The 13,221-nt window shown below is 73.9% G+C and carries 11 protein-coding genes and 1 tRNA gene; 6 read left to right on the top strand and 6 right to left on the bottom strand.

Going from position 1 to position 13,221, the window contains the following annotated elements; genetic code table 11:
* Positions 1–126: 126 nt before the first annotated feature.
* From thrB to ACULK2_RS06695, 6 genes are all read right to left on the bottom strand, one after another.
* Positions 127–1,098: a homoserine kinase gene (gene thrB, locus ACULK2_RS06720; protein ID WP_445969299.1), complete on the bottom strand. Its 972-nt coding sequence runs from the start codon at positions 1,096–1,098 to the stop codon at positions 127–129.
* Positions 1,095–2,192 carry a threonine synthase gene (thrC, locus tag ACULK2_RS06715; protein ID WP_445969300.1) on the bottom strand — a complete coding sequence of 366 codons (1,098 nt, stop codon included), beginning with the start codon at positions 2,190–2,192 and terminating at the stop codon, positions 1,095–1,097. Before thrC ends, thrB begins: the two co-directional genes overlap by 4 nt.
* Positions 2,189–3,499, bottom strand: a complete 1,311-nt coding sequence (locus tag ACULK2_RS06710; RefSeq protein WP_445969301.1) for a homoserine dehydrogenase — start codon at positions 3,497–3,499, stop codon at positions 2,189–2,191. The genes thrC and ACULK2_RS06710 overlap by 4 nt, the downstream gene beginning before the upstream one ends.
* Positions 3,496–4,911, bottom strand: a complete 1,416-nt coding sequence (gene lysA, locus ACULK2_RS06705; RefSeq protein ID WP_445969302.1) for a diaminopimelate decarboxylase — start codon at positions 4,909–4,911, stop codon at positions 3,496–3,498. The genes ACULK2_RS06710 and lysA overlap by 4 nt, the downstream gene beginning before the upstream one ends.
* 194 nt (positions 4,912–5,105) lie before the next feature.
* A complete protein-coding gene (locus ACULK2_RS06700) occupies positions 5,106–5,909 on the bottom strand; it encodes an LmeA family phospholipid-binding protein (protein ID WP_445969303.1) in 804 nt (267 codons plus the stop codon).
* Between the two features lie 10 nt (positions 5,910–5,919).
* Positions 5,920–7,593, bottom strand: coding sequence for an arginine--tRNA ligase (locus ACULK2_RS06695; RefSeq protein WP_445969304.1), 1,674 nt, complete (start codon positions 7,591–7,593; stop codon positions 5,920–5,922).
* A gap of 39 nt (positions 7,594–7,632) precedes the next feature.
* Here ACULK2_RS06695 and ACULK2_RS06690 point away from each other — a divergent pair, with 39 nt between their 5' ends.
* The 6 genes from ACULK2_RS06690 (at position 7,633) to ACULK2_RS06665 (ending at position 13,102) form a co-directional block, all read left to right on the top strand.
* Positions 7,633–8,265, top strand: coding sequence for an iron ABC transporter ATP-binding protein (locus ACULK2_RS06690; RefSeq protein ID WP_445969305.1), 633 nt, complete (start codon positions 7,633–7,635; stop codon positions 8,263–8,265).
* Positions 8,266–8,349: 84 nt separating this feature from the next.
* Positions 8,350–8,422 (top strand) — tRNA-Arg (locus ACULK2_RS06685).
* A gap of 215 nt (positions 8,423–8,637) precedes the next feature.
* Positions 8,638–10,632, top strand: a complete 1,995-nt coding sequence (locus ACULK2_RS06680; RefSeq protein ID WP_445969306.1) for a TPM domain-containing protein — start codon at positions 8,638–8,640, stop codon at positions 10,630–10,632.
* Positions 10,633–10,744: 112 nt separating this feature from the next.
* The gene (locus ACULK2_RS06675) at positions 10,745–11,482 is read left to right on the top strand and encodes a PspA/IM30 family protein (RefSeq protein ID WP_445969307.1); all 738 of its coding nucleotides are present in this window, start codon (positions 10,745–10,747) and stop codon (positions 11,480–11,482) included.
* 83 nt (positions 11,483–11,565) lie between these two features.
* Entirely contained in the window at positions 11,566–12,171 is a 606-nt protein-coding gene (locus ACULK2_RS06670) for a DnaJ domain-containing protein (RefSeq protein ID WP_445969308.1), read from the top strand.
* 88 nt (positions 12,172–12,259) lie between these two features.
* On the top strand, positions 12,260–13,102 hold the full coding sequence (locus tag ACULK2_RS06665; protein WP_445969309.1) for an arginase family protein: 843 nt from the start codon (positions 12,260–12,262) through the stop codon (positions 13,100–13,102).
* Positions 13,103–13,221: the final 119 nt, after the last annotated feature.

Here is a 13,221-nt window from a genome sequence, read left to right as displayed (position 1 = left end):
GGTGCAGCGCGTACCGGGTGCGGGCTTCAGTCTAGCACTCGGCGATGCGCCCTCCGACCACGCGCCACGCCGCGACGGGCTCGTCCCGACCGGCATCCCGGGGCGGGATGCCGGTCGGCGCGACGGTCAGTCGTCGGCCGCCGGGGTCACGGTCGCCCCGAGGAAGTCGACGGCGAGCGGCAGCGCCTGCCACGCGGTCTCCGCCGTCTCCTCGACGAGGCGTGCGGCGTCCGCGCGCTCGGCCGGGTCGCTGGCGAGCACCAGGATCGAGGGCCCCGCGCCCGACACGACGGCGGGATGCCCCGCCCCGCGCAGGCGCCGGATGAGCCGGTCGGTCTCGGGCATGGCCTCGGCACGGTAGTTCTGGTGCAGCTTGTCCTCGGTCGCCGCGAGGAGCAGCTCCGGGCTCTGGATGAGCGCGGCGACGAGCAGCGCCGAGCGGGAGACGTTGAAGACGGCGTCCTCGTGGGGCACCGACTGCGGCTGGAGGCTCCGGGCGAGGGCGGTCGACATCTCGTGCTCGGGGACGAGGACGAGCGGAGACACGCCCCGGTGCACCATGAGCTTCTTGTGCCGCGGACCCTCGGGCGTGACCCACGCGATCGTGAGGCCGCCGAACAGCGCGGGGGCGACGTTGTCGGGGTGGCCCTCGAGCTCGGTGGCGAGCTCGAGCAGCTCGTCGGGCGAGACCTCGACCTCCGGGGCGAGCAGCCCCTTGGCCGCCATCACGCCGGCCACGATCGCCGCACCCGACGAGCCGAGGCCACGACCGTGCGGGATCGAGTTGTGCGCGACGAGCCGGAGTGCTGGCAGGTCGCGACCGAAGCGCGCGAACGCGTGCGCCATGGCACGCACGACGAGGTGCGACGCGTCGAGCGGCACGTCGCCCTCGCCGACGCCGTGGACCTCGATCTCGAGCCCCGTGCCGATGACCTCGATCTCGAGCTCGTCGTACCGGGCGAGCGCGAGTCCGAGCGTGTCGAAGCCGGGACCGAGGTTCGCCGAGGTCGCGGGGACCTTGACGTGCACCTTCCGCCCGAGGAGGTCGCCGGCGCCGGCCGTCGCCTGCGTCGCCGCCTCCGCGGCGGCCGCGCTCATGCGCCGAGCCCCAGCACCTCTGCGACGTGCGCCGTGTCGGCCGGCACGACGATCGGCGCGACCTCGGAGCCGTCGGGTCGGCGAAGCGCCCACTGCGGGTCCTTGAGGCCGTGCCCCGTGACCGTGAGCACGACCCTCGCTCCGGCGGGGACCTGCCCCGCCTCGGCCCGTTCGAGCAGGCCGGCGACGCTGATCGCGGACGCCGGCTCGACGAAGACGCCGACCTCGGCGGAGAGGATGCGCTGCGCCTCGAGGATCTTGTCGTCCTCGATCGCGCCGAAGTAGCCGTCGGTCAGGTCGCGCGCCTCGAGCGCGAGGTGCCACGACGCCGGATTGCCGATGCGGATGGCGCTCGCGATGGTCTCGGGGTTGCGCACGGGCTCGCCGCGCACGAGCGGCGCCGAACCGGCCGCCTGGAAGCCGAACATGCGCGGGAGCCTGGTGGCGTTGCCCGCCTCGATGTCCTCGCGGTAGCCGCGCGTGTACGCCGTGTAGTTTCCGGCGTTGCCGACGGGGATGAAATGCAGGTCGGGGGCGTCGCCGAGCACCTCGACGACCTCGAACGCCGCGGTCTTCTGCCCCTCGATGCGGTCGTTGTTCACCGAGTTCACCAGGTGCACGGGATAGTTCTCGGCGAGGTCGCGCGCGATGTCGAGGCAGTCGTCGAAGTTGCCCTGGATCTGGATCAGCTGCGCGTCGTGGGCGATCGCCTGGCTGAGCTTGCCCATCGCGATCTTGCCCTCGGGCACGAGCACCGCCGCCTTGATGCCCGCGTGCGTGGCGTACGCCGCGGCCGAGGCCGACGTGTTGCCGGTCGACGCGCAGATCACGACCTCCGCGCCACGCTCGACGGCCTTCGTGACGGCCATCGTCATGCCGCGGTCCTTGAACGAACCGGTCGGGTTCATGCCCTCGAACTTGACCCAGACGTCGGCGCCGGTGCGGCGCGAGAGCGCGGGCGCGGGCAGGAGCGGCGTGCCGCCCTCGCCGAGGGTCACGACGGGGGTCGCGTCGGTCACGTCGAGGCGATCGGCGTACTCCCGGATGACGCCGCGCCATTGGCGCGACGGCGCCTTCGTTGCCTGGTGGTTCACTCTGCTCCTTCGACTCGGATGACGGATGCGACGGAGGTCACGACCGGGCTGTCGGCGAGCGCGGCGACCGTCTCGGCGAGCGCGGACTCACGCGCCTCGTGGGTGCCGATCACCAGCGTAGCCCGGCCGTTCTCGTCGTTGATGGTCTGTTCGAGCTCGCCGACGGAGACGCCGTGGTCGGCGAACACGTGCGCGATGGTCGCGAGCACGCCCGGCTGGTCGGCGGCCTCGATCGTGATGGCGTAGCGGGTCGTGATGCGGCCGATGTCGAGCACGGGCAGCTCCGCGTGCGTCGACTCCGCCGTGCCCGGTCCGCCGAGCACGTGCCGGCGCGCGATCGCGACGAGGTCGCCGAGCACGGCCGAGGCGGTCTGCACGCCGCCGGCGCCCGCGCCGTAGAACATGAGGGGGCCCGCCGCGGCGGCCTCGACGAAGACGGCGTTGTTCGCGCCGTGCACGGCGGCGAGCGGATGGCTCCGGTGCACCATCGCCGGGTAGACGCGGGCCGAGACGCCCTCCTCCCCCGTCTCGGGGTCGGCGAGGCGCTCGCAGATCGCGAGGAGCTTCACGACGTAGCCGGCGCGCTTGGCCGACTCGACCTGCGCGGCGGTGACGCCCGTGATGCCCTCGCGGTGCACCGCGGAGACGGGGACGCTCGTGTGGAAGGCGAGGCTCGCGAGGATCGCGGCCTTCTGCGCGGCGTCGTAGCCGCCGATGTCGGCGGTCGGATCGGCCTCGGCGTAGCCGAGTTCGGTCGCGGTCGCGAGGGCGTCCTCGAGCGAGGCGCCCGTGGTGTCCATCCGGTCGAGGATGAAGTTCGTCGTGCCGTTCACGATGCCGAGGATCCGGTCGATGCGGTCCCCGGCGAGGCTGTCGCGCAGCGGCCGGATGATCGGGATGGCGCCGCCGACGGCGGCCTCGTACGACAGCTGCGCACCGACCTGCTCGGCGGCGGCGAAGAGCTCGGGCCCGTGGGTCGCCAGCAGCGCTTTGTTCCCCGAGACGACGTCGGCTCCGGAGGAGATCGCCGTGAGGATCAGCGAGCGCGCGGGTTCGAGCCCGCCCATGAGCTCGATCACGATGTCGGCGCCGAGGATCAGCGACTCGGCGTCGGTCGTGAGCAGCTCGCGCGGCAGGTCCACGTCGCGCGCGGCGTCGACGTCGCGGACCGCGATGCCCACGAGCTCGATCCTGGCGCCGATGCGACTGGCGAGCTCGTCGCCCTGCTCGAGCAGCAGCCGGGCGACCTGCGAGCCCACCGAGCCGGCGCCGAGCAGCGCCACGCGGATGGAACGGTATTCGATCATGCGGTGACTCCATGTGCGTCATCGTCGTGGTCGGAGAGTCCGGCGTCGCGAGCGAGGAGGTCCTCCTCGGTCTCGCCGCGCACGATCACGCGTGCGGCGCCGCCGGAGACGGCCACGACCGGCGGTCGGGGCACGTGGTTGTAGTTCGAGGCCAGCGACCAGCAGTAGGCGCCGGTCGCGGCGACCGCGAGCAGGTCGCCCGGCGCGACGTCGTGGGGCACCCAGTCGTGGTCCACGACGATGTCGCCCGACTCGCAGTGCTTGCCGACGACGCGGACGAGCGCGGCCGGCTCGCCCGAGGTCCGCGACGCGAGCCGCGCGGTGTACGACGCGCCGTACATCGCGGTGCGGATGTTGTCGCTCATGCCGCCGTCGACCGAGACGTAGTGCCGCCACCCCTCGTCGGTCGGCACGGGCTTGACGGTGCCGACCGTGTAGAGGGTCACCCCGGCCGGACCGATGATCGAGCGGCCGGGTTCGAATGCGAGCCGCGGCACCGGCACGCCGAGTCGTGCACAGGTCTCCGCGACCGCGCGGGCGATGCCGTCGGCGATCTCCTCGATCGGCGCGGGCTCGTCGGCCTCGGTGTAGGCGATGCCGAACCCGCCGCCGAGGTTCAGCTCGGGCACGGGTGCAGCCGCCGACAGCTCGGCGTGCACGGCGAGCAGGCGTTCGGCCGACTCCGCGAAGCCCGCGGCGTCGAAGATCTGCGATCCGATGTGGCAGTGCAGTCCGACGAAGTCGAGCGAGTCGTGCGAGCGGATGTCCCCGACCACGCGCACCGCGTCGGCGAGCGCGATGCCGAACTTCTGGTCCTCGTGCGCGGTCGCCAGGAACTCGTGCGTCGACGCGTGCACGCCGGAGTTCACGCGGAGGCGGACCCGCTGAGTCCGGCCGGCGCGAGCCGCGGCATCCGCCACTCGCCGGACCTCGAGCTCGCTGTCGATGATGATCGTGCCGACGCCCGCGGCCACGGCCCGCTCGATCTCGCGCACCGACTTGTTGTTGCCGTGGAACCCGATACGGGCCGGCTCGGCTCCGGCCGCGAGCGCGACGGCGAGCTCGCCTCCGGTCGCGACGTCGATCGACAGGCCCTCCGAGGTCATCCAGCGCACGATCGCGCCGGAGAGGAACGCCTTGCCCGCGTAGTAGACGGTGGCCGAGGTGCCGACGGATGCCGCGGCGCGCTCGAACGCGGCGCGGGTGCGGGCCGCACGGGAGCGCGCCACCTGCTCGTCGACGACGTAGAGCGGCGTGCCGAACCGCTCGGCGAGGGTCTCGGCGTCGACACCGCCGACGACGAGGCGTCCGTCGACGTCGCGGTGCGCGCCCTCGGGCCAGACCTTCGGATCGAGCGCGTTCGGGTCCGCGGGCGCGCCGCGCAGCGCAGGGACGGAAGCGCTGGATGACACGGGGAACCCTCACGGACGATGGAACGACGGATCGCTCGGACGGCGAGCGAACCCGGATCGGTTCCTGAAGCCTCGGTGCGGACCGCCCTTGTGGGGCGGCGTACCGCGAGTCTACCGACGCCCGCCGCGCCGGCCGAATCGGCGACGACACCCGACGACGCGCGCGACGACGGCGCGGTCGGCGGGCCGCCGGCTCAGCCGCACGTGCCCGTCGTGGCGAGCGTCTCCTCCGCCAACGGCAGCCCGCTCGCCTCGAGCCGGACCGTCACGAGGTCGGGCTCGACGACGATGCCGGACACGTCCACGCCCTCGGGCAGCCGGTCGGCGACGCAGATCGGGAACGGGTCGCCGCCGAGGATCCGATCGACGAGGCCGGAGGCGTCGATGCTGCCGCCCGCCGCATCGATCTCGGCCGCGACCGGGTGCAGGAGGACGCGGTCGCCCGCGGCCTCCGGCTCGGCGGTCACGGAGAAGCCGATGGGGAGCCCGAGGAAGGTGATCTCGCCGTCGTAGGCGACGGTGCCCTCGCCGAGCTCGAGCCCGCCGGGGATGCCCTGGGCGGCGGCGATCTCGTCGACGGCCGCGCCATCGACGGACGCCTCGGCCTCGCCCCGCTCGAGGGTCCCGCCCTCGGCGAGCGGCACGCCGTACGCCGTCACGGTCACGTCGACCGGGACCCCGTACACGTCGAGGTCGGGGGCGGTCGCGACCATCTCGTCCATGCTGCCGGTCATCGCCTGCCACAGCGCGGAGACGCCGCGGATCTCGACCTCGACCTCGCCTTCGACGCCCTCGGGCAGCGACTGCTCGATCGAATCGGCGACGTTGCGCTCGGCGATCCCGCGGCCCACGGTCTCGACGACCACGAGCAGCGCGGCGACCACGGCGAGCAGGACGAGCACCACGACGCCGGCCTTCCCGTCCGAACGGCGCCGCGCCGCGGCATCCGCCCCCCTCACCGGGTCGACGGGCACGGTCTCGGCATCGCGCGGAGTCATGCAGGCGACGCTACATGCGCTCGGGCGCGGAGACGCCGAGGAGGTCGAGCCCGTTGCGGATCACCTGGCCGGTCGCGTCGTTGAGCCAGAGCCGCGTGCGGTGCAGGTCGGTGACCGGCTCGTCTCCGAGCGGCAGGACGCGGCAGTTGTCGTACCAGCGGTGGTACAGGCCGGCGAGCTCCTCGAGGTAGCGCGCGACGCGGTGCGGCTCGCGCAGCTCGGCGGCGCGCGCGACGATCCGCGGGAACTCCTGCAGCGCGCCGAGGAGCGCCGACTCGGTCTCGTGCTCGAGCAGCTCCGGCGCGAACGCCGTGCGGTCGACGCCCGCCTCCGCGACGTTGCGCGCGAGCTGCGTGGTGCGCGCATGCACGTACTGCACGTAGAACACGGGGTTGTCGTTGCCGCGGCGCTGGAGCACCTCGGGGTCGATCGCGAGGGGCGAGTCGGCCGGGTACCGCGCGAGCGTGTAGCGCAGCGCGTCGGTGCCGAGCCAGGCCTGCAGGTCGTCGAGCTCGATGATGTTGCCCGCGCGCTTGGAGAGCTTCGCTCCGTTGATGCTCACGAGCTGGCCGATGAGCACCTCGATGTCGCGCTCGGGGTCGTCTCCGGCGGCGCCCGCGAGCGCCTTCAGGCGGTGCACGTAGCCGTGGTGGTCGGCGCCCAGGAGGTACACCTTGTGCTCGAACCCGCGGTCGCCCTTGTCGAGGTAGTACGCGGCATCCGCGGCGAAGTACGTGTAGACGCCGTTCGCGCGACGGATCACCCGGTCCTTGTCGTCGCCGAAGTCGGTCGTGCGCACCCACACCGCACCGCCCTCGTCGAAGACGTGGCCCTGGGCCCTGAGGCGCTCGACCGCGGCGTCGATCGCGGAGACCCCGTCGTCGTCCTTCGCGTGGAGCGCGCGCTCGCTCGTCCACACGTCGAAGTGGACGTTGAAGCGCTCGAGCGAGGCGCGGATCTCTGCGAGCTGGAGCTCGTACGCGATCTCGCGCGCGGTGTGCAGGGCGACCTCGTCGTCGAGCTCGAGCAGGTGCGGCTCGCGCTCGAGCACGCGTGCAGCGAGGTCGGCGATGTACTGTCCCGGGTAGCCGTTCTCGGGCGTCGGCTCGCCCTTGGCGGCCGCGATGACCGAGGCGCCGAAGTTGTCCATCTGGTTGCCGGCGTCGTTGATGTAGTACTCGTTCGCGACGCTCGCCCCGGCGGCGCGAAGCACGCGGCCGATCGAATCCCCGAGCGCAGCCCAGCGCGTGTGGCCGATGTGCAGCGGACCCGTCGGGTTCGCCGAGACGAACTCGAGGTTGATCACGCGGCCGGCGAGCGAGTCGCCGCGGCCGTACGCCGCGCCCGCCTCGACGATGGTCTTCGCGAGCGCGCCCGCGGCCGCGGCGTCGAGCCGGATGTTGATGAAGCCCGGGCCGGCGACCTCGGCGCTCGCGACGCCGTCGACCTCGGCGAGCCCGGCGGCGAGCTCGGCCGCGATCTCGCGCGGGTTCGCACCGAGCGGCTTCGCGATGCGCAGGGCGATGCTCGAGGCCCAGTCGCCGTGCTCGCGGAGCTTGGGGCGCTCGAGCGTCACCGCCTCGGGCGCGAGGCTCGCTTCGACCTCGGACCCCGCCTCGCGTCGTCGTGCGACCAGGGCGATCACGAGGTCGTACAGGGCACGCGAGAGGTCGGCGGGAGTCACTCGAAGATCCTACCGGTCGGCGTTGCTATCGTTTCCCGCATGCCCCGCCCGAACGCCCCCCGCCCCCGCCTCCGCCCGGCCGCGCTCGCGCTCACCGGGGCGACCGCGCTGACGCTGCTCCTGTCCGCGTGCACCGACCCCTCGGCGGGGCCGACGGAGACGACCGCGCCGCCCGCCGCGACCGGGTCCTCGGCGGCGACGGCGCCCGCCCAGCCGACCGTCGAACCCGAGCCGACCGAGGAGCCGATCCCGTTCGAGGCGGCGTGCGACGAGATCCTCACGGCCGACCAGGTGTACGCGTTCAACCCGAACTACGGCACGGCTCCCGACTACTCGCCGTCGGCGACGACGATCACGGAGGTCGTGGACGCGTCCGGCACCGCGTGCGGCTGGAGCAACCAGACGAGCGGGGAGGTCATCGAGGTCGGCGTGGCCACGCTGCCCGAGCACGCCTACGAACTGCAGGTGGGCGACGCGGCGATGGGTTCGAACGCCGTGCCGACGTACGGCACGCCGCCCCAGGTCGAGGGCTTCTTCCGCCAGTCCGGCGGCGCCGGGCAGGCGCAGGTGTTCACCGACGGCTACTGGATCGTGATCGAGTCGCCCGCGCTGCTCGAGCCCGGTGACGCCCAGACCCTCGTCGCCGACGTCATCGCGAACGTCGCCGGCTGAGTCGTTCCCGGACGACGGGCGGTTCCCGACGGCTCCGCGCGTGCGCCGGGGACTCCGGTCAGGTGGTAATGTCTCCTGCTGTGCGCCTCCGTAGCTCAGGGGATAGAGCGCCGGTTTCCGGTACCGTAGGTCGGGGGTTCGAATCCCTCCGGGGGCACGTCGTGAAGAGCCCGGTCCACTCAGCCAGCTGAGGGTCCGGGCTCGTTCCGTCTCCGCGTCCGAGTCGCTCCCATCGCCGCCGTCGGGGTCGCGCGCCGGCCGGCGCACCGCCCGGTCGGGCCGTCGGCTGGGCGTCCGCCCGGAGACGTGGACGCCCGTCGGAACGCCCCAATAGACTCCAGACATCGGCTCCGAGGGGAAGGGCACTGTCGCATGCGGTCGGTTCGCGGGGGTTCGATCGCGTTCGCGTTGCTCGTGGGACTGGCCCTGATCCAGGCGCCCGTCGCCGCGCTGGCGGAGGAGCCCGTCGAGTTCGGCCCGAGCCCCGTCGTCGACACGGTGGGAGCGCTCACCGCCGCCGAGACCGCCGAGGTCGAGGCGGCGATCGACGACGCCGCCGACCGCAGCGGACGGCAGCTCTTCGTGGCGTACGTGAGCGAGTTCGAGAACCCTGCTGACGCGGGCACCTGGGCGACCCAGACCGCGAACGACAACAACATGGGCAGCGAGGACTACCTGCTCGCGGTCGCGATCGACGGTCGCGCGTACCACCTGTCCGCCGCCGAGGACGCGTCGCTGTCCGCAGACGAGGTCGATCGGATCGCCGTCAGGGAGATCGAGCCCCACCTCCGCGACGGCGACTGGGCGGCCGCGGCGATCGCGGGTGCCGAGGCCATCGGCGGCGGCGGCTCCGGCGGCGGGATCGGATGGCTCTGGATCCTGCTGCTCGTCGGTGCGGCCGTCGCCGTGGTGGTGGCCGTCGTGCTCGCCCGCCGACGCTCCCGCGACCGGGCCGCGGGCGACGCGGCCGGTCCGGCGGCGGTGCCGGTCGAGGAACTCCGACGGCAGGTCGGCAGCGCGCTCATCGCCGCCGACGACGCGCTGAAGACCAGCGAGGAGGAGCTCGGCTTCGCCGTCGCGTCCTACGGCGAGGAGGCGACGTCCGGATTCCGCGAGGCGCTCACCGCCGCGCGGCAGAAGGTGCGCGAGGCGTTCGGCGTGCAGCAGCGACTCGACGACCACGAGCCCGAGACCGAGGCGCAGCAGCGCGAGTGGTACGCGGACATCCTCCGTCTGACCGGCGAGGCCGAGGGGCTCCTCGACGCGCAGGCCGAGCACTTCGACGCGCTGCGCGCCCTCGAGCAGAACGCGCCGCAGGCGCTCGCCCGCGTCGAGGAGGCGATCCGCTCGGCCGAGGCGGCCGTCGGACCCGCCGCCGCGCGCCTGCAGGCCCTGTCGTCGCAGTACGCGCCGGCAGCACTGGCCGCCGTCGCCGACAACCCGGAGCAGGCCCGGGCGCGCATCGGCTTCGCGCGCGACTCGGCGTCGGAGGCGTCAGCGGCGATCGGCCGCGACGACCCGGGCGCCGCCGCCGTCGACATCCGGGCCGCCGAGGAGGCGGCCGACCAGGCCCGCCTGCTCGCCGCCGCGGTGGAACGCCTCGCGACCGATCTCGCCGAGGGCGACCGGGCCGTCGCAGCGGGCGTCGACGACCTCGAGTCCGACGTTCGCACCGCCCGCGGAATGCCCGACACGGCGCTCGGACCGCTCGCCGACCGGGTCGAGGCCGAGGCGACCGGGCTGCGCGATGAGCTCGCCCGCGCCGGGCGCTCCCCGCTCGACCTCCGGGCGCGGCTCGACGACGTCAACCGGGAGATCGACGCCGCCATCCAGGGCGCCCGCGACGCCGCCGTGCAGGCGCAGCGCACCCGCGCCGACCTCGACCGCACCCTGCTGGCCGCGCGCTCGCGCGTGCAGGCCGCCGAGGACTACCTGGTCGCACGGCGCGGCGCGATCGGCGCCGAGGCCCGGACCCGGCTCGCCGAGGCCGGCCGGCTCGTCGTCGAGGCGCAGTCGCTCGCCGCGGCGGACCCCGCTCGCGCGCTCGGCGTCGCGCAGCGCGCGGACCAGCTCGCCGGGCAGGCGATGTCGCTCGCCCAGCAGGACGTCGGCGGATTCGGCGGTGCGTCCGCGGGTGGGTTCGGAGCGCCGACCGGCCGCGGAGCGGGTGGCGGCGAGTTGTTCGGGGCGGTTCTCGGCGGCATCCTCATCGACTCGATGCTCGGTGGCGGGCGAGGCGGCGGCGGCTTCGGCGGCGGGCGCTCCTCAGGCGGATTCGGCGGCGGCTTCGGCGGCGGACGCCGGTCGCCCGGCAGCTTCGGCGGGTCCGCGACGCGCTCGAGACGTGGGAGCGGAGGCCGCTTCTGACGCCGCGCACGACCAGCGGGCCCGTCGCGACACGGCCGGAGAGCCCGACGCCGACCCGCCCGATCCCGACCAGCACGACCACGTACGATCACCACACCGGAAGGACACCACGATGACCAAGCAGTCCATCTTCGGACGCATCTCGCAGCTCCTGCGAGCCAACGTCAACGCGCTCATCGACCAGGCCGAGGACCCGGAGGTCATGCTCGACCAGATGGTCCGCGACTTCACCAACTCCATCGCCGACGCCGAGGCCGCGATCGCCGAGACCATCGGCAACCTGCGCCTGCTCGAGGACGACCACCGGGAGGACGTGAACGCCGCGCGCGAGTGGGGCGACAAGGCCCTCGCCGCGAGCCGGAAGGCCGACGAGCTCCGGACCACCGGCGACACCGCGGGCGCCGACAAGTTCGACAACCTCGCGAAGGTCGCGCTGAGCCGTCAGATCTCCTCGGAGAACGAGGCGCGCGCGGCCGAGCCGCAGATCGCGGCGCAGACCGAGGTGGTCGAGAAGCTCAAGTCGGGCCTGAACGGCATGAAGCAGAAGCTCGTCGAGCTCAAGAACAAGCGCAGCGAGCTCGTCGCCCGCTCGAAGACCGCCGCGGCGCAGCAGCAGGTGCACGAAGCCGTCAAGTCGATCGACATCCTCGACCCGACGAGCGAGCTCGGCCGCTTCGAGGACAAGGTCCGCCGCGAGGAGGCCAAGGCCCGTGGGCAGGCCGAGCTCGCCGCGTCGAGCATCGACGCGCAGTTCAACGAACTCGAGGACCTCGGCGAGCTCACCGAGGTCGAGGCGCGGCTCGCCGCCCTGAAGTCCGGTGGCGCCCAGGGGCAGATCGCCGGGTCCTGAACCGGGCGGATGCCGCGGGAGCTCCCCGCGGCATCCGCACCCGCTCCGGCCCGACGTGCCGGCGTGCGAGGGAGGTGCGTCGGGTGACCCCTGACGAGGCGGCGGAGCTCCTCGGCGTGGACCGTGCGGCCGGCCAGGCCGATCTGGACCGCGCGTACCGACGACTGGCACGCGAACTGCACCCCGATCGCTTCGTCGGCGCCCCGGAGTCCGACGTGCGCCTCGCGAGCGCGCGCTTCGTCGAGGTCACCCGGGCGTATCGCCTGCTGTCGGCGGACCGCGCCGCCGACGCCGAGGGCACCGGCACCGGCACCGGACCCGTCGTGGTCGGGCGCCCGCCCGGGGCCGGCCCGCGGACGGCGCCGGTGCGCCCGTTCAGTCCCCGCCTCTTCGCGACCTGGGCCGCGGTGCTCCTCGTCGGCGTCGCCCTGTCGGCCTCGGCCGGGCCGATCCTCTCGCCGATCGACCTCTGGGGACGCCTCGGCCTGCTCGTCGTCGCCGCGCTCGCGACCGGGCTGACCCGCCGCAGGTCGGCCTGGTGGGCGACCCTCGCGCTGCTCGGCCTGAGCGGGATCGCGGTCATCGCCTCCACGACGATCGCCTCGCTCGTCGGGCTCGGGCTCATGGGCATCGCCTCGGTCGGGCTGGCCGTCCAGGCCGGACTCGTCCGCTTCCCCGACCAGGGCTGAGCCCGCTGGGTCGGCCGCGACCCGGAACCGGTCCGGGTCGAGGGACGCGGCTCGCGCGGCGATGCCCGCGAGGAACATACTGGGAACCATGCCGGCCGCCTTCGTCGTCGTCCCCGAGTGGCAGGGCTCCGTCTCCGCGCGCGCGATGAGCCACGCGGACGGGGCGCACGCCATCAGCGGGGACCTCCCCTCCGCCGCCACCGTCGTCGTCGACGTGCCCGTCGAGGCGGGCGACGCGCTCGGCACGGGCGTGCAGCGGTACAGCGCCCTGCGGCGCGTGGGCGAGCGCATGCGCGAGGCCATGCGGGGCCTCGGCCGAACGCCGATCGCCGTCGGCGGCGACTGCGGGATCGCGCTGACGTCGGTGGCGAACGCGGTGGCGGGCGACGCCGACTCGCTGGCCGTGCTCTGGCTCGACGCGCATCCCGACCTGAACACGCCCGAGACGAGCCCGTCGGGGGCGTTCAACGGCATGGTGCTCCGCGCGATCGTCGGCGAGGGCGCCGACGGGCTCGCACTCGTCGACGGCGAGCGGATCGCGCCCTCCCGTCTCGTGCTCGGCGGCGTGCGCGCCCTCGACGCGGGCGAGCAGGCGTTCATCGACGAGCACGGTGTCACGATGGTCGGCGTCGAGCGCTTCGGTGAGGCGGAGGCGATCGTCGAGGCCGTCCTCGCGACCGGTGCGACGCGCGTGTACGTCCACATCGACCTCGACGTGCTCGACCCGTCCGCGATCGCCGGACTCTCGTACCCGCTCCCCTTCGGGGCCGATCCGGACGACCTGGTCGCGCTCGTCCGCGCCGTCGTCGGCCGGATGCCGCTCGCCGGTGCGTCGATCGCCGGCTTCGCGCCGTCCTCCCCCGATTCGGCGCTCGACGACCTGCCGACGATCCTGCGGCTGATCGGCGCACTCGCCTCGGGCGCATCCTGAGCCGGCCGCCCCGGGTCCCGGCGAGTGCGGGTGACACGCGCGCCGCGTGGCCGAATCCATGGCCCCGGAGGCCCTCGGCTGCCTAGGCTGGCGGTGGCCGGTCGGCGCATCCCCCGGCC

The organism is Agromyces molybdatiresistens (assembly GCF_052748445.2).
The sequence above is the reverse complement of the archived record's forward strand: the minus strand, read 5'-3'. Positions and strand labels throughout refer to the sequence as shown.